Origin of the sequence: Streptomyces sp. NBC_01142, assembly GCF_026341125.1 — a bacterium.
Classification (GTDB): domain Bacteria; phylum Actinomycetota; class Actinomycetes; order Streptomycetales; family Streptomycetaceae; genus Streptomyces.
The window spans coordinates 185,375-201,482 of record NZ_JAPEOR010000002.1 but is presented as its reverse complement, the minus strand read 5'-3'; the positions used below and the strand labels follow the sequence as shown (position 1 = coordinate 201,482).

Below are 16,108 nucleotides of genomic sequence, written 5' to 3'. Positions count from 1 at the left end.
ACTCCTCGCACGTGCCTGGCAGATGGCGTGATCCCCCTGCCCGAATTGGTGATACCCGGGCTGTTTGCGCTGTACGCGGGGCGGTGACAACACAGATGACGGGACGGAAGTTGACGCCCCGTCGAGGGGACACTGTTCGGCACAGCCCGGAAGGCACGAAGAGCCATGGCGCTCCCGAAGCCCGAACCTGGGGGCACCTCCCGTGCCGACGGACACGGGGGAGGGCTGCTGCCCCAGCGGACACCACCGCAGCGGGGCGCACTCGCCACCACCGCCTGCATGGAGACACTCCAGGTGGGCTATCTGCACGCGGTCGCGGCTGCGGCCGGATGCTCGCTCTCGCAGCCGTTTCCGGACAACGGCATCGACTGGCATGTCAGTCACAGCTCAGCCGGACACATGGTCGACGACGAGGTGACCATCAAGGTGCAGCTCAAGTGCACGTACCAGATCCCCCCGCACCCACCGGGGCCCGCCTTCTCCTTCACGCTCGACAACGACCACCTGGTGAAGCTCGCCCGCACACCCGTGTCCGTGCACAAGATCCTCGTCGTGATGCTCGTCCCCCGGACCCAGGACGAGTGGCTGCGTGCCAGTCACGACCGGCTCGATCTGCGGCACTGCTGCTACTGGACCAACCTGGCCGGCCAGCCGGTGACGGGCAGGCGCAGAACCACTGTGCGGATCCCGACCTCGCGGATCTTCGACGACCGGGCGCTCTGCGAGATCATGACGCGGGTCGGCGCAGGAGGGAGACCCTGATGCACCGGCCTTTCGACGACTCGGTACGACCCCGGCCACCGCACGGCCCCCGTCCGACGGGCGATGCGTCCGGGTCCTGGTACGGCGGGGGAGGGGGCGGGGAGTCCGACCCCGCGCAGGTCGATCCCGTCGTCCTCGGCGCGCTGCTGGACCGGCACGGCTGGCGGCGGCGCGGGGGAGTGGCGGGACGCTATGCACGCTGGACCCCGCCGGGCGCGGCCACGGGCGGTACGAGTCTGCTCGTGCCGGAGAGCAGGTCCTTCCCCGACTGCGAGGATCTGCTGAGCGAGGCGCTCATCGCGCTCGCGCGCAGCGCCGCACCCTCGGCCCGCGAGGTGCTGGTCGGGCTCACCGTGCCGAGTGACGAGATCCGCTGGTGGCGCGATGTGCCGCAGGGGCCGTTGGGCGCGGCCTCCTGGACCGTGCAGGAGCAACTGCGCGCGGCAGCCCGGCAGATGCTGCTGGCCGGGGCGCTCGCGGTGCGTGAGCGCGCCGGGTACTACGGCGTACGGCACCGGCGCCAGGCGCAGGCCTCGCTGGAAGAAGTCCTGGTGGGCCCCGCGCCGGGCGGCCGCAGCCTCACCGCCTTCGTGCCGGTGGCAAGCGGCCGGGCGGTCGCGGTCCGGCTCTATCGCGCGCTGCACGCCGCCCGGGAGGCCACCGACTACCAGCGGGCGACCGGCGGCATGGAAGCGTTCGACGCGGCCGTGCAGGCGGGTGTGAGCCGGGAGCTGACGGCGGCCGTCATCACGCTGGTGCGCGGCTCCGAGGGGGCTCGGATCGCGCTGGAGTGGTCGCCGGCCGCGGGAGTGCCGCAGGGGTGCGCGGCGCGGATGGAAGCGGTGGAGTTCTCGCCCGGGGACCTGCCCGCGCTGCGCGAGGCGGGCGCCCGCTATCTCCAGGACGAGCCGTCCGTGCCGGTACGCATCACGGGCACGGTGGTACGGATGCGGCGCTCGGGGCCGCGCGGTGAAGGGACCGTACGGCTGCGCGTACTGGCCGGGGCGGAGGTGCCGCACGTACGGGTGGCGCTGGACGAGGAGTCGTACCGGACCGCGGGCCACGCGCATCTGGTCGGCCTGCCGATCCGGGTGGTGGGGCGACTGGAGAGCCGCGGAGGCTTCCGGCGGCTGACGGACGCGTCGAACGTGGTGCCGGTGCAGGTCGACGAGACGGAACGGGACAGGCTGATGAAGTCCCTCCACGAGAACTTGGACTTCTTCGAGGACACGTGGCAGGGGGAGTGAAGAGGGAGCGGGGCGAGCTGCTGGTGCGCCGGCGCGTGGGTGCGGCGGGCCTCTCGCCCACCCGCCCTTTCCCGACCCGAACCGGGGCTCCGCCGCTCCGGATCCCGCGCCTCCCGGAGGGCGTAGGCGAGTCCGGGGTGTCCCCGGACAAGGGAAGGCGCGGGCACCGGAACAAACCGTTTCGCGGCGCACCCCGCCGGATCGGTACGATTCGTAGCGCGCGTGCAATACGAATGCGGCGCACCCCTTCAGTCAGGAGAAACCGGTGTCAGACGTCCGTGTGATCATCCAACGCGATTCCGAGCGGGAAGAGCGCGTGGTGACCACGGGCACTACGGCGGCCGAGCTCTTCGCCGGCGAGCGCACCATCGTCGCCGCGCGCATCGCAGGTGAGCTGAAGGACCTCGCGTACGAGATCAAGGACGGCGAGGAGGTCGAGCCCGTCGAGATCTCCTCCGAGGACGGCCTCAACATCCTGCGCCACTCCACCGCGCACGTCATGGCGCAGGCCGTGCAGGAGATCTTCCCCGACGCCAAGCTCGGCATCGGCCCGCCGGTCCGTGACGGCTTCTACTACGACTTCGACGTCGAGAAGCCGTTCACCCCCGAGGATCTCAAGGCCATCGAGAAGAAGATGCAGGAGATCCAGAAGCGCGGCCAGCGCTTCTCGCGCCGCGTCGTCACCGACGAGGCGGCCCGCGAGGAGCTCGCGGACGAGCCGTACAAGCTGGAGCTCATCGGCATCAAGGGCTCCGCGTCCTCCGACGACGGCGCGGACGTCGAGGTGGGCGGCGGCGAGCTGACCATCTACGACAACCTGGACGCCAAGACCGGGGACCTGTGCTGGAAGGACCTCTGCCGCGGTCCGCACCTGCCCACCACCCGCAACATCCCGGCGTTCAAGCTGATGCGCAACGCCGCGGCGTACTGGCGCGGCAGCGAGAAGAACCCGATGCTGCAGCGCATCTACGGCACCGCCTGGCCCTCCAAGGAAGAGCTCAAGGCGCACCTGGAGTTCCTCGCCGAGGCCGAGAAGCGCGACCACCGCAAGCTGGGCACCGAGCTCGACCTGTTCTCCATCCCCGACCAGATCGGCTCCGGCCTCGCGGTCTTCCACCCCAAGGGCGGCATCGTCCGCCGGGTCATGGAGGACTACTCGCGCAAGCGGCACGAGGAGGAGGGGTACGAGTTCGTCTACACCCCGCACGCCACCAAGGGGAAGCTGTTCGAGACCTCGGGCCACCTGGACTGGTACGCCGAGGGCATGTACCCGCCCATGCAGCTCGACGAGGGCACGGACTACTACCTCAAGCCCATGAACTGCCCGATGCACAACCTGATCTTCGACGCGCGGGGCCGGTCCTACCGTGAACTGCCGCTGCGCCTCTTCGAGTTCGGGACCGTGTACCGGTACGAGAAGTCGGGCGTCGTGCACGGCCTGACCCGGGCCCGCGGCTTCACCCAGGACGACGCGCACATCTACTGCACCAAGGAGCAGATGGCGGACGAGCTCGACTCGACGCTCACCTTCGTCCTCGGCCTGCTGCGCGACTACGGCCTGACCGACTTCTATCTGGAGCTCTCCACCAAGGACCCGGAGAAGTTCGTCGGCTCCGACGAGATCTGGGAGGAGGCCACCGAAACGCTGCGCAAGGTGGCCGAGAAGCAGGGGCTCCCGCTGGTCCCGGACCCGGGCGGCGCGGCCTTCTACGGCCCGAAGATCTCCGTGCAGGCGAAGGACGCCATCGGCCGTACCTGGCAGATGTCCACCGTCCAGCTGGACTTCAACCTGCCGGAGCGCTTCGACCTGGAGTACACCGGTCCCGACGGCACCAAGCAGCGCCCGGTCATGATCCACCGCGCGCTGTTCGGCTCGATCGAGCGCTTCTTCGCGGTGCTGCTCGAGCACTACGCGGGCGCGTTCCCGGCCTGGCTGGCCCCGGTGCAGGCCCTCGGCATCCCGATCGGCGACGCACACATCCCCTACCTCCAGGAGTTCGCCGCGAAGGCGAAGGCCAAGGGGCTGCGGGTCGAGGTGGACGCCTCCTCGGACCGTATGCAGAAGAAGATCCGCAACGCGCAGAAGCAGAAGGTGCCCTTCATGGTCATCGCCGGTGACGAGGACATGGCCGCGGGCGCCGTCTCCTTCCGCTACCGCGACGGATCCCAGGAGAACGGCATCCCGGTCGACGAGGCCATCGCGAAGATCGCGAAGGTCGTCGGGGACCGGGTCCAGCTCTGACAGCAGTCACACCAGGCGCAGGGGACCCCCGTAGTGCGATCGGCACTGCGGGGGTCTCTGGCCTGTGCACCCGGGTGAAGTCATATGCTGCACAGCATGACGAGTGAGCCGGAGCAGCAGATCGGAGTGGGGACGCAGGATGCGTTCCAGCGCCTGTGGACGCCCCACCGGATGGCGTACATCCAGGGCGAGAACAAGCCCACCGGGCCTGGGGCCGACGACGGCTGTCCCTTCTGCTCCATCCCGTCGAAGTCCGACGAGGACGGGCTCGTGATCGCGCGCGGCTCCCATGTCTACGCGGTGCTCAACCTCTACCCGTACAACGGCGGGCATCTGATGGTCGTGCCCTTCCGTCATGTCGCCGACTACACGGACCTCGACGAGGCGGAGACGGCGGAGCTCGCCGTGTTCACCAAGCGCGCGATGACCGCGCTGCGTACGGCCTCCGGAGCGCACGGCTTCAACATCGGCATGAACCAGGGCTCGGTCGCCGGCGCCGGCATTGCCGCGCATCTGCACCAGCACGTCGTTCCGCGCTGGGGCGGGGACACCAACTTCATGCCGGTCGTCGGGCACACCAAGGTGCTGCCCCAGCTCCTCGGCGACACCCGCAAGATGCTCGCGGAGGCGTGGCCCGCATAGCGCGGGCCACGCACCCCTGCCGCTCACGTCGTAGCGTCCGCTACGCGTCGTAGAGATCGGCCTTCCGCGGCGCCGCGTCCTGGACCATGCCGCTCACGATCATCGAGCGGTTGCCGAAGCGCTCGGTGTCCACGCCGTTCTCCTCGAGCACCTTCATCGCCGCGGTGTGCGCCACCCGCAGCACGGGCGTGGCCGCGCGCATCGCGTCGTCCGCCATGAACCGGTGCCGCCAGGGCTTCTCCGCCCAGGCATGACGCAGCCCGAAGGGCTCGGGGAGCACCAGCTTCCCGCCGAGGAAGTCGAGCAGCGGCGGGTACCAGGTGAAGGGCGCACGCACCGCGAGTCGTACCACCTCGGGCGTCTCCACCAGCGGCAGCTGGCGCTCGGTGGTCTCCCAGAACCGCACCGTCTTGCTCACCGTCACGGTCTTGGGCGCGGGCTTGGTGGTGAACAGGGAGTGCACCGGACCGAGCGCGTGCCCGGTCACCTCGATGCGCAGCGTCTCGTGCAGCACAGTGACGGTGATCATCATGGTGATCACCAACTGGCCGTCCCAGAGCGTGAACTGGATGCCCAGATAGTGGCGGTTGCCACCGCCGAACTGCTGGTGGTTGCAGATCCGCTGTATCTCGTGGCCCTTGACCTGGAAGGTCTCCACGTCCTGGCCGTCCGGCCGGGACACCTCCTTGGCGTTCTCGCCCACCGGCGCCACGATCCAGTGCTTGACCGACGGAGTCGGGAATCCGCCGGAATTCAGCGGACCGCGCTCCAGCATCTTCAGCCGGTCGTGCATCGCCCGTATCACGTCCCAGCTGCGGAACTGGTTGATGTCCTTGCCCGGCTCCTTGGAGACCAGCTCCTCGGCAAGATGCCAGCTGCCCCAGCGGGTGCCCATGCCGAGTATCCCCTTGGGGCCGGCGTAGAAGACGGAGTTGGACTGCTGCTCGGCGGTGAGCTTCTCCAGGCCCTGGCGCAGTTGCTCCCGCGCGGTCTCGTCGGGGTTCCCCGGTACGGCTTCGGGCACCTTCGCACCGATACCGCCACCCGCGAGGAGGTTGTCCCAGCGGGCCCGCATGTCCTTCGCCGTGGATTCGCAGATCCGCTTGGCCAGCAGCCAGCCGACGACCGGGGCGATGATCATGCCCCGGATGTAGTAGGCCCAGAGCCCCCCGAACGGCAGCCGGATCAGGAAGATCACGGCCAGGCCGCCGACGGCGACGAGCAGCAGCGTGCCCAGCGCCCCCGCGCCCTTGTTCTGCGCCCCCGCTATCGTCCGCCGGAGCTGGAAGACCGCCAGCCACAGCAGCAGCCCGGGCAGGAAGAGCAGCCCGAAGACCGCCATCACGGCGGTGAGTCTGGAATCCCGCTCCTTGCGGATGCGGGTGGCGGCCAGACAGTGCTCGACCACGGCCTGCGGCTCGGTGCCGAAGGACTGGATCAGCGCACCGCGGGCCCCGCCCAGCATCCGCACCTGCACCGCCCGCGAGAACGCCTCGCCCAGATTCGGCTCGAAGAGCGAGAACTTGCCCTTCTTCACCTCGGACTTGTGCCACTCGCTGTTCGCCTTGAGGATGTCGGCCACGGCGCTGTCGCGGTACGCGGCCGAGGCGAGCGCATGCGTCGCAGCCGTCTGCCCGGCCGAGCCCAGGAGCGGGACCTGAGCCCCCGGAGTGAAGTCGAATCCGTTGTTCGCCACTACCGCCCCCATCGCCGCACGCTTCCGCACTGCGGCCTGTTCCCAACTACCGCGCCCCGCACACCTTCTGAGCTGGGGCACCACAGCGTATCGGTGGTGTGCCGTCTTCGTCAGGGCCACCGCTGTGTTTCACCGTGACACCCCGGCCCCGAAGTGCCGCCCGCCGCAAGGGGGAGCGGCGGGCGGCACCGTCAACTAGGAACCGCTGTCGGCCTGTTCACGCAGCTTGTCGGCCTGCTGCGGTGGCATCGCCTCATGACGGGCGTACGAGCGGCTGAACTGCCCGGTCCCGTGCGAGACCGACCGCAGATCCACGGCGTACCGCCCGATCTCGATCTCCGGCACCTCGGCCCGGACCAGCGTGCGCGCGCCGCCGGCCTGCTCGGTGCCGACCACCCGGCCGCGCCGCCCCGACAGATCGCTCATCACCGGACCCACATACTCGTCGGGGACCAGCACCCGCACCTCGGCCACCGGCTCCAGCAGGTCGATGCGTGCCTCCCCGGCCGCCTCCCGCAACGCCAGCGCGCCCGCCGTCTGGAACGCCGCGTCGGAGGAGTCCACCGAGTGCGCCTTCCCGTCCAGCAGCGTGATCCGTACGTCGACGAGGGGGTAGCCGGCCGCGACACCGCGCGCCGCCTGGGCGCGCACCCCCTTCTCCACGGACGGGATGAACTGCCGCGGCACCGCACCGCCCACGACCTTGTCGACGAACTCGATACCGGACCCCGGAGGCAGCGGATCCACCGCTATCTCGCAGATCGCGTACTGCCCGTGCCCGCCGGACTGCTTCACATGCCGCCCGCGCCCCGCGGACTTCTCGCCGAAGGTCTCCCGCAGCGACACCTTGTACGGCACGACGTCGACCTGCACGCCGTACCGGTTGCGCAGCCGTTCCAGCGCGACATCCACATGGGCCTCGCCCAGGCACCACAGCACCACCTGGTGCGTGGCCTGGTTCTGCTCCAGCCGCATCGTCGGATCCTCGGCGACCAGCCGCGAAAGGCCCTGCGAGAGCTTGTCCTCGTCCGCCTTGCTGTGCGCCTGAATGGCGAGCGGCAGCAGCGGATCGGGCATCGTCCAGGGCTCCATCAGCAGCGGGTCGTCCTTCGCCGAGAGGGTGTCCCCGGTCTCGGCGCGGGCCAGCTTCGCGACACAGGCGAGGTCGGAACGCTGCTGCCGGTGTTCGATCTCGTCGTAGTCGGAGACTGTCCCGCCGTCCTCGACCCGGCCCGCCCGATTGACGGCTCCCGCGGTCAGCGCGAGCGCCTCGACCAGAGTGGTTTTTCCCGATCCGCTGTGGCCGACCAGCACCACGTTCCGTACCGATGACGGCTGGTCGGCCGTTGCTGCCCTGCCGGCGGCTCCGGGGTGTGCATTCGCCTTGTCGCCCATGATTCTTGCCTCCCGATCGATTCACGGTGAGGAGAGGGGCCGCGGGCGCGGGGAGCCATGGAGGTCCCGGACGGCGTCCGGGGGCAGCTCCGGCCATGCCCGCGGTGGTCTTTCGAGCTTTCCACTCCGGTCACGGTGCGTCCATACGTCGTACGCGATCGCGGGAGGCCGGGTGCCCGGCAGTGGAGCGCGACGGTCCTGGCTACGATGGGCCAGCCGGTGGCCAATGGGGCCATGCGGCCCACCGACCCTCGGGAAGGCCATGCTGAACAAGTACGCGCGTGCATTTTTCACGCGTGTCCTCACACCGTTCGCCGCATTTCTGCTCCGCCGTGGGGTGAGTCCCGACGCGGTCACCCTCATCGGCACGGCCGGAGTGATGGCGGGTGCGCTGGTCTTCTTCCCCCGGGGAGAGTTCTTCTGGGGCACGATCGTCATCACGCTGTTCGTGTTCTCGGACCTCGTTGACGGCAATATGGCGCGGCAGGCGGGGATTTCGAGCCGCTGGGGGGCATTTCTGGACTCGACGCTCGACCGGGTCGCCGACAGCGCGATCTTCGGCGGCTTCGCGCTCTGGTACGCGGGCACGGGGAACGACAATGTGCTGTGCGCTGTCGCCATCTTCTGTCTCGCCAGCGGCCAGGTCGTCTCGTACACCAAGGCGCGCGGTGAATCGATCGGCCTGCCGGTCGCCGTCAACGGACTGGTCGAGCGGGCCGAGCGACTGGTGATCTCACTGGTCGCCGCGGGCCTTGCCGGACTGCACGGATTCGGGGTGCCCGGCATCGAGGTACTGCTGCCGATCGCGCTGTGGATCGTCGCCGTCGGCTCTGTGGTGACGCTGGGACAGCGGGTTGTGACGGTACGCCGTGAGTCCGCGGAGGCAGACGCCGCCGCGGCACAGGGGAGCGGGGCTGAGGCGACGTGATGCGGGACCGTCTGACCGACGGGCTGTACGGACTGGGCTGGAGCACGGTCAAGAAACTGCCCGAGCCGGTGGCCGCCGGCCTCGGCAGGGCCATCGCGGACACGGCGTGGAAGCGGCGCGGCAAGAGCGTGCTGCGGCTGGAGTCCAACCTCGCCCGGGTGGTGCCCGACGCGGGTCCCGAGCGCCTCGCCGAGCTGTCGAAGGCCGGTATGCGCTCGTACATGCGGTACTGGATGGAGTCCTTCCGGATGCCCACCTGGAGCGCCGAGCGCGTCAGGAACAACGTCGAGATCAAGGACTCCCACCACCTGACCGACGGGCTCGACTCCGGCCGCGGGGTGATCGTGGCCCTGCCGCACCTGGCGAACTGGGACCTCGCGGGTGTGTGGGCCACCAGGGCGCTGGGCGTCCCGTTCACGACGGTCGCCGAGCGGCTCAAGCCCGAGTCGCTGTACGACCGCTTCGTGGCCTACCGCGAGAGCCTGGGCATGGAGGTCCTGCCGCACGCCGGCGGCTCGGCCTTCGGGACGCTGGCGCGGCGGCTGCGCTCCGGCGGCCTGGTGTGCCTGGTCGCCGACCGTGACCTGTCCGCCTCGGGCGTCGAGGTGAAGTACTTCGGGGAGACGGCGCGGATGCCGGCCGGACCGTCGCTGCTGGCCCAGCAGACCGGCGCGCTGCTGCTGCCGGCCACGCTGTGGTACGAGGACGCGCCGTTCATGAAGGGCCGGATCCACCCACCTGTCGAGGTGCCGGAGACAGGTACCAAGACCGAAAAGACGTCCTCCATGACACAGGCGCTGGCCGATGCCTTCGCCACGGGAATCGCCGAGCACCCGGAGGACTGGCACATGCTGCAGCGACTGTGGCTCGCCGACCTTGAGCCGCGTGGGGAGCAGACGTGAGGATCGGCATCGTCTGCCCGTACTCCTGGGACGTGCCGGGCGGCGTCCAATTCCATATCAGGGACCTGGCGGAGCATCTGATCCGGCTCGGCCACGAGGTGTCGGTCCTGGCGCCGGCGGACGACGAGACGCCGCTGCCGCCGTACGTGGTCTCGGCGGGCCGGGCCGTTCCCGTCCCGTACAACGGCTCGGTGGCCCGGTTGAACTTCGGCTTCCTGTCGGCGGCGCGAGTGCGGCGATGGCTGCACGACGGCACCTTCGACGTGATCCACATCCATGAACCGGCCTCGCCGTCGCTGGGGCTGCTGAGCTGCTGGGCGGCGCAGGGGCCGATCGTGGCCACCTTCCACACCTCGAACCCGCGCTCGCGCGCCATGATCGCCGCGTATCCGATCCTGCAGCCGGCGCTGGAGAAGATCAGCGCCCGGATCGCGGTCAGCGAGTACGCCCGGCGGACGCTCGTCGAACACCTGGGCGGCGACGCGGTCGTCATCCCGAACGGCGTCGACGTCGGCTTCTTCGACAAGGCCGAGCCGAAGGCCGAGTGGCAGGGGAACACCATCGGCTTCATCGGCCGCATCGACGAGCCCCGCAAGGGCCTGCCGGTGCTGATGAAGGCGCTGCCCAGGATTCTCGCCGAGTGTCCGGAGACCCGGTTGCTGGTGGCGGGCCGCGGTGACGAGGAGGAGGCAGTCGCCTCCCTGCCCAAGGAGATGCGCTCGCGGGTCGAGTTCCTCGGGATGGTCAGCGACGAGGACAAGGCGCGGCTGCTGCGCAGCGTCGATGTGTACGTGGCCCCCAACACGGGCGGCGAGAGCTTCGGCATCATCCTCGTCGAGGCGATGTCGGCGGGCGCGCCGGTGCTCGCGAGCGACCTGGACGCGTTCGCGCAGGTCCTCGACCAGGGGGCGGCGGGCGAGCTGTTCGCGAACGAGGACGCCGACGCTCTGGCGACGGCGGCGGTCCGCCTGCTGCGTGACCCGGAGCGGCTGGCGGAACTGCGCGAGCGGGGCAGCGCGCACGTACGCCGCTTCGACTGGTCGACGGTGGGGGCGGACATCCTGTCGGTGTACGAAACGGTGACGGACGGCGCGGCCTCGGTAGCGGCGGACGACAGAACCCCGAGCCTCCGCACCCGCTTCGGCCTGGCCCGCGACTGAGGGGGCGCCGGGGCGGGGCGCCGTGCCTGGGCCGGGGCGGGGGCCGGGGGTGCGGGCTGCCTCCGGCGGTCTGTGCGGGCTCGGGGCGGGCCGGTGGGGCTGACCGGTCTCCGGCTGCGGGGCGGGCCCGGTCTCGTGCGCCGGACGTTCGGGTCCGCTCCGGGGCTCGTGTGCGGGACTGCGCTCCCCCATGGGGGGCTCCACCGCGTGGTCACCGTCCTGCGCGGGCATGGCGAGGCTCGTACGTCCGCCTCCGCCCCCGCGGCTCCTCGTACTCCAAAGCCTGGGACGTCCGGCAGCCCGGGAAACCCCGGCCGCTGCGGCGCGAAGCTGCCGCCCCTTGGGCTACGGGCCCGGCCGCATGTCCTCCTGTGCCTTCGGGACGAGGCGGCCCACGGCTCGTCAGGAGCAGTCCGGGGCCCGGGGGCGTAGGGGCGTCAGCCCCAACGTTCTCCTCCCCCAGGGGGCTGGGGGCATCGCCCCAGCTTCGGGAAGGGGCGGTGTGGGGGGCACACAACACCCCGCACCCCGCAGGTCCGGTCATCGGTCCGCCCTCACCCCCCGGTAGCCTTGCCGCCCGTGACCGCAACCCTCATCTGGATCGTCGTCGCCCTCGTCGCGATCGGCCTGTATCTGAGCTGGACCGCCGGCCGGCTCGACCGGCTGCATACCCGTATCGACGCCGCCCGCGCCGCCCTCGACGCCCAACTCCTGCGCCGCGCCTCGGTCACTCAGGAACTGGCCACCTCCGGTGTGCTCGATCCGGCCGCGTCGATCGTGCTGTACGAGGCCGCGCACGCCGCCCGCCAGGCGGAGGAGGAGCAGCGCGAGGTCGCGGAGAGCGAGCTGAGCGCCGCACTGCGGGCCGTCTTCGGAGAGGTGGTGCAGGTCGAGGCGGTGCGCGAGGTCCCCGGCGGCGAGGAGGCCGCGGGCGAGCTCGCCCAGGCCGTACGCCGGGTCCCGATGGCGCGGCGGTTCCACAACGACGCGGTGCGCGCCGCGCGAGCACTGCGCCGCCACCGGACGGTGCGCTGGTTCCGGTTGGCCGGCCACGCGCCGTTTCCCCTCGCCTTCGAGATGGACGACGAGGCGCCGGTCGCGCTGGCCGACCGCCCGGGCACCTGACCCCGGGCACCTGACCCCGGGCACCTGACCTGGGCACCTGACCTGGGGAGCCCGCCCTGGGCACCCGACCCGGACCTCCGACCCCGGCCCCCGCGCCGCCGCCCGACCGGTCAAAACGATCCACCGGCTGTTCATTGGCCCTTGCTGTGGACTGGTCCGCGGGGGTTGCATCGGTGCGGCAACACACCCTCTTCACCGAGTGAGGTTCACCCGTGTCCAGCACGCTTCCCACCACGCACACCCCCGAGACCGGCACCGCACGCGTCAAGCGCGGCATGGCCGAGCAGCTCAAGGGCGGTGTGATCATGGACGTGGTCAACGCCGAGCAGGCGAAGATAGCCGAGGACGCGGGCGCCGTCGCCGTCATGGCCCTGGAGCGGGTCCCCGCCGACATCCGCAAGGACGGCGGCGTGGCCCGGATGTCCGACCCGAACATGATCGAAGAGATCATCGAAGCCGTATCGATCCCGGTCATGGCCAAGTCGCGTATCGGCCACTTCGTCGAGGCCCAGGTCCTGCAGTCCCTCGGCGTCGACTACATCGACGAGTCCGAGGTTCTGACCCCGGCCGACGAGGTCAACCACTCCGACAAGTTCGCCTTCACCACCCCCTTCGTCTGTGGTGCCACCAACCTGGGCGAGGCCCTGCGCCGCATCGCCGAGGGCGCGGCCATGATCCGCTCCAAGGGCGAGGCCGGCACCGGCAATGTCGTCGAGGCTGTTCGCCACCTGCGCCAGATCAAGAACGAGATCGCCAAGCTGCGCGGCTTCGACAACAACGAGCTGTACGCCGCCGCCAAGGAGCTCCGCGCCCCGTACGAGCTGGTCAAGGAGGTCTCCGAGCTGGGCAAGCTGCCGGTGGTCCTCTTCTCGGCCGGTGGCGTCGCCACCCCCGCCGACGCCGCACTGATGCGCCAGCTCGGCGCCGAGGGCGTCTTCGTCGGTTCCGGCATCTTCAAGTCGGGCGACCCCGCCAAGCGCGCCGCCGCCATCGTGAAGGCCACCACCTTCTACGACGACCCCAAGATCATTGCGGACGCTTCCCGCAACCTCGGCGAGGCCATGGTCGGCATCAACTGCGACACCCTCCCCGAGACCGAGCGCTACGCCAACCGCGGCTGGTAAGCACTGATGAACACCCCAGTCATCGGAGTCCTGGCTCTCCAGGGCGATGTACGGGAGCACCTGATCGCCCTGGCCGCGGCGGACGCCGTGGCGAGGCCGGTCCGGCGTCCCGAGGAACTCGCCGAGGTCGACGGCCTGGTGATCCCCGGCGGCGAGTCCACCACCATGTCGAAGCTCGCCGCGCTCTTCGGCATGCTGGAGCCGCTGCGCGAGCGGATCACGGCGGGCATGCCCGTCTACGGCACCTGCGCCGGCCTGATCATGCTCGCCGACAAGATCCTCGACCCGCGCTCGGGCCAGGAGACACTCGGCGGCATCGACATGATCGTCCGCCGCAATGCCTTCGGGCGGCAGAACGAGTCCTTCGAGGCGGCCGTCGAGGTCGCGGGCGTGGACGACGGCCCGGTCGAGGGCGTCTTCATCCGCGCCCCCTGGGTGGAGTCGGTCGGTGCGCAGGTCGAGGTGCTTGCCGAGCACGACGGCCACATCGTCGCCGTACGGCAGGCAAACGTCCTGGCGACCTCGTTCCACCCGGAACTGACGGGTGACCACCGGATGCACGCCCTCTTCGTGAACATGGTGCGCACGGGCAGTCCAACAGGTGCTCACGTCACTGCCCCGTGAGGGTGGTGGTCGGGAGACGGGTGGACAGATCCCGGTAGGATCTCTGCCGAACGACGCAGAATTGGTTACGCGAAGGAGACAGGCAGATGTCCGGCCACTCTAAATGGGCTACGACGAAGCACAAGAAGGCCGTGATCGATGCCAAGCGCGGCAAGCTCTTCGCGAAGCTGATCAAGAACATCGAGGTCGCGGCCCGCACCGGCGGCGTCGACCCCGAGGGCAACCCGACGCTCGTCGACGCCATCCAGAAGGCGAAGAAGAGCTCCGTCCCCAACAAGAACATCGACTCCGCGGTCAAGCGCGGTGGCGGTCTCGAGGCGGGCGGCGTCGACTACCAGACGATCATGTACGAGGGTTACGGCCCGAACGGTGTCGCGGTGCTCATCGAGTGCCTCACCGACAACCGCAACCGCGCCGCCTCCGACGTCCGCGTCGCGATGACCCGCAACGGCGGCTCGATGGCCGACCCGGGCTCCGTCTCGTACCTCTTCAACCGCAAGGGTGTCGTCATCGTCCCCAAGGGCGAGCTGTCCGAGGACGACGTCCTCGGCGCGGTCCTGGACGCCGGCGCCGAAGAGGTCAACGACCTGGGTGAGTCGTACGAGGTCGTCAGCGAGGCCACCGACATGGTCGCCGTCCGCACCGCGCTCCAGGGGGCGGGCATCGACTACGACTCGGCCGAGGCCAACTTCCTGCCGACCATGCAGGTCGAGCTCGACGAAGAGGGCGCGCGCAAGATCTTCAAGCTGATCGACGCGCTCGAGGACAGCGACGACGTGCAGAATGTCTTCGCCAACTTCGACGTCTCGGACGAGGTCATGGAGAAGGTCGACGCCTGACGGGCGCTCAGTAACGCGTACGAGGACGGGCCGACAGGGACACGCCCCTGTCGGCCCGTCCTCGTACCGTCCTCGTTGTCAGTGCGAGCGGATAGCCTGCAACGACGCAGGAACACATGGTCGAAAGCGGCAGGGGAGGGGCATCGTGCGGGTACTGGGCGTGGACCCGGGGCTGACCCGGTGCGGCGTCGGCGTGGTCGAAGGTGTGGCCGGCCGTCCCCTGACGATGTGCGGCGTCGGAGTCGTCCGCAGCCCCGCGGACGCGGAGCTCGGCAGCCGCTTGGTCGCCATCGAGCAGGGCATAGAGCAGTGGCTGGACGAGTACCGGCCCGAATGCGTCGCCGTGGAGCGGGTGTTCAGCCAGCACAACGTCCGTACGGTCATGGGTACCGCCCAGGCCAGCGCGGTCGCCATGCTCTGCGCGTCCCGCCGCGGTATCCCCGTCGCCCTGCACACCCCCAGCGAGGTCAAGGCCGCCGTCACCGGCAGCGGCCGGGCCGACAAGGCCCAGGTCGGCGCCATGGTCACCCGGCTGCTGCGGCTAAACGCCCCGCCCAAGCCCGCCGACGCGGCGGACGCCCTCGCCCTTGCCATCTGCCACATCTGGCGCGCCCCCGCGCTCAACCGCCTCCAGCAGGCGCACGCCGCGGCCAGGTCCGCCCCCCGCACTCCCGTACGGAAGGTCACGCGATGATCGCCTTCGTGAGCGGCCCGGTTGCCGCCCTCGCCCCCACCACCGCGGTCATCGAGGTCGGTGGCATCGGCATGGCCGTCCAGTGCACCCCGAACACCCTTGCCGAGCTGCGCATCGGCAAGGAGGCCAAGCTCGCCACCTCCCTCGTCGTCCGGGAGGACTCGCTCACTCTCTACGGCTTCGCTGAGGACGACGAGCGGCAGGTCTTCGAGCTGCTGCAGACCGCGAGCGGGGTCGGCCCGCGCCTCGCCCAGGCCATGCTCGCCGTACACACACCGGACGCCCTGCGCGTTGCCGTCGCGACCGGTGACGAGAAGGCGCTGACCGCTGTCTCCGGCATCGGCAAGAAGGGCGCGCAGAAGCTGCTGCTGGAACTCAAGGACCGCCTTGGCGAGCCGGTCGGCGCGCATATCGGCAGACAGGGCATCGGCGCCGCCGTCGCCACCGCAATGGGCTGGCGCGACCAGCTGCACGGCGCTCTGATCGGCCTCGGCTACGCCACCCGCGAGGCCGACGAAGCGGTCGCCTCGGTCGCCCCGCAGGCCGAGGCCGCGGTCGCGGAGGGCGGTGCGCCGCAGGTCGGACAGCTGCTCAAGGCGGCTCTGCAGACCTTGAACCGCACCCGCTGACCGCGCCCCACCGCCGAACCGCACCGGATGCACCGCCCCCCGCTGACCGCCCTCACTGCCGAACCGGCCCACCCGCTGAACCGGCCCACCCGCTGAACC

15 protein-coding genes are annotated in these 16,108 nt (G+C 70.3%); 13 read left to right on the top strand and 2 right to left on the bottom strand.

Annotation, left to right across the window (positions count from 1 at the left end; genetic code table 11):
* The first annotated feature begins 165 nt into the window (after positions 1-165).
* From OG883_RS18220 to OG883_RS18205, 4 genes are all read left to right on the top strand, one after another.
* The gene (locus OG883_RS18220) at positions 166-762 is read left to right on the top strand and encodes a DUF4365 domain-containing protein (RefSeq protein ID WP_266542191.1); all 597 of its coding nucleotides are present in this window, start codon (positions 166-168) and stop codon (positions 760-762) included.
* Positions 762-2,009, top strand: a complete 1,248-nt coding sequence (locus OG883_RS18215) for a hypothetical protein (RefSeq protein ID WP_266542188.1) — start codon at positions 762-764, stop codon at positions 2,007-2,009. The genes OG883_RS18220 and OG883_RS18215 overlap by 1 nt, the downstream gene beginning before the upstream one ends.
* Positions 2,010-2,274: 265 nt before the next feature.
* On the top strand, positions 2,275-4,251 hold the full coding sequence (thrS, locus tag OG883_RS18210) for a threonine--tRNA ligase (RefSeq protein ID WP_266542186.1): 1,977 nt from the start codon (positions 2,275-2,277) through the stop codon (positions 4,249-4,251).
* Positions 4,252-4,335: 84 nt separating this feature from the next.
* A complete protein-coding gene (locus OG883_RS18205; RefSeq protein WP_266542183.1) occupies positions 4,336-4,893 on the top strand; it encodes an HIT domain-containing protein in 558 nt (185 codons plus the stop codon).
* Positions 4,894-4,933: 40 nt separating this feature from the next.
* Here OG883_RS18205 and OG883_RS18200 read toward each other — a convergent pair whose 3' ends face one another.
* Positions 4,934-6,589, bottom strand: coding sequence for a hypothetical protein (locus OG883_RS18200; RefSeq protein WP_266549157.1), 1,656 nt, complete (start codon positions 6,587-6,589; stop codon positions 4,934-4,936).
* 195 nt (positions 6,590-6,784) lie between these two features.
* Positions 6,785-7,984, bottom strand: a complete 1,200-nt coding sequence (locus tag OG883_RS18195; RefSeq protein WP_266542180.1) for a GTP-binding protein — start codon at positions 7,982-7,984, stop codon at positions 6,785-6,787.
* Between the two features lie 262 nt (positions 7,985-8,246).
* Here OG883_RS18195 and pgsA point away from each other — a divergent pair, with 262 nt between their 5' ends.
* The 9 genes from pgsA (at position 8,247) to ruvA (ending at position 16,009) form a co-directional block, all read left to right on the top strand.
* Positions 8,247-8,912: a phosphatidylinositol phosphate synthase gene (gene pgsA, locus OG883_RS18190; RefSeq protein ID WP_266542177.1), complete on the top strand. Its 666-nt coding sequence runs from the start codon at positions 8,247-8,249 to the stop codon at positions 8,910-8,912.
* Positions 8,912-9,814 (top strand): phosphatidylinositol mannoside acyltransferase, encoded by a 903-nt coding sequence (locus tag OG883_RS18185; protein WP_266542174.1) that lies wholly within the window; start codon positions 8,912-8,914, stop codon positions 9,812-9,814. Before pgsA ends, OG883_RS18185 begins: the two co-directional genes overlap by 1 nt.
* Positions 9,811-10,974 carry a glycosyltransferase family 4 protein gene (locus OG883_RS18180; RefSeq protein WP_266542171.1) on the top strand — a complete coding sequence of 388 codons (1,164 nt, stop codon included), beginning with the start codon at positions 9,811-9,813 and terminating at the stop codon, positions 10,972-10,974. Before OG883_RS18185 ends, OG883_RS18180 begins: the two co-directional genes overlap by 4 nt.
* Before the next feature lie 579 nt (positions 10,975-11,553).
* The gene (locus tag OG883_RS18175) at positions 11,554-12,099 is read left to right on the top strand and encodes a hypothetical protein (RefSeq protein WP_266542169.1); all 546 of its coding nucleotides are present in this window, start codon (positions 11,554-11,556) and stop codon (positions 12,097-12,099) included.
* Between the two features lie 212 nt (positions 12,100-12,311).
* Positions 12,312-13,223, top strand: a complete 912-nt coding sequence (pdxS, locus tag OG883_RS18170) for a pyridoxal 5'-phosphate synthase lyase subunit PdxS (protein WP_266542166.1) — start codon at positions 12,312-12,314, stop codon at positions 13,221-13,223.
* A 3-nt stretch (positions 13,224-13,226) separates the two neighbouring features.
* Positions 13,227-13,847 (top strand): pyridoxal 5'-phosphate synthase glutaminase subunit PdxT, encoded by a 621-nt coding sequence (gene pdxT, locus OG883_RS18165; protein ID WP_323181023.1) that lies wholly within the window; start codon positions 13,227-13,229, stop codon positions 13,845-13,847.
* A gap of 86 nt (positions 13,848-13,933) precedes the next feature.
* Positions 13,934-14,686, top strand: a complete 753-nt coding sequence (locus tag OG883_RS18160) for a YebC/PmpR family DNA-binding transcriptional regulator (protein WP_266542161.1) — start codon at positions 13,934-13,936, stop codon at positions 14,684-14,686.
* A 145-nt stretch (positions 14,687-14,831) separates the two neighbouring features.
* Positions 14,832-15,380: a crossover junction endodeoxyribonuclease RuvC gene (gene ruvC, locus OG883_RS18155; protein WP_266542159.1), complete on the top strand. Its 549-nt coding sequence runs from the start codon at positions 14,832-14,834 to the stop codon at positions 15,378-15,380.
* Positions 15,377-16,009, top strand: coding sequence for a Holliday junction branch migration protein RuvA (gene ruvA, locus OG883_RS18150; RefSeq protein ID WP_266542156.1), 633 nt, complete (start codon positions 15,377-15,379; stop codon positions 16,007-16,009). Before ruvC ends, ruvA begins: the two co-directional genes overlap by 4 nt.
* Positions 16,010-16,108: the final 99 nt, after the last annotated feature.

Bases quoted from the DNA above. Each gene is read 5' to 3' on its own strand.
- OG883_RS18160 (WP_266542161.1), top strand. From the start codon at position 13,934: ATGTCCGGCCACTCTAAATGGGCTACGACGAAGCACAAGAAGGCCGTG.
- ruvA (WP_266542156.1), top strand. From the start codon at position 15,377: ATGATCGCCTTCGTGAGCGGCCCGGTTGCCGCCCTCGCCCCCACCACC.
- pgsA (WP_266542177.1), top strand. From the start codon at position 8,247: ATGCTGAACAAGTACGCGCGTGCATTTTTCACGCGTGTCCTCACACCG.
- OG883_RS18185 (WP_266542174.1), top strand. From the start codon at position 8,912: ATGCGGGACCGTCTGACCGACGGGCTGTACGGACTGGGCTGGAGCACG.
- OG883_RS18215 (WP_266542188.1), top strand. From the start codon at position 762: ATGCACCGGCCTTTCGACGACTCGGTACGACCCCGGCCACCGCACGGC.
- OG883_RS18205 (WP_266542183.1), top strand. From the start codon at position 4,336: ATGCTGCACAGCATGACGAGTGAGCCGGAGCAGCAGATCGGAGTGGGG.
- OG883_RS18195 (WP_266542180.1), bottom strand. From the start codon at position 7,984: ATGGGCGACAAGGCGAATGCACACCCCGGAGCCGCCGGCAGGGCAGCA.
- OG883_RS18220 (WP_266542191.1), top strand. From the start codon at position 166: ATGGCGCTCCCGAAGCCCGAACCTGGGGGCACCTCCCGTGCCGACGGA.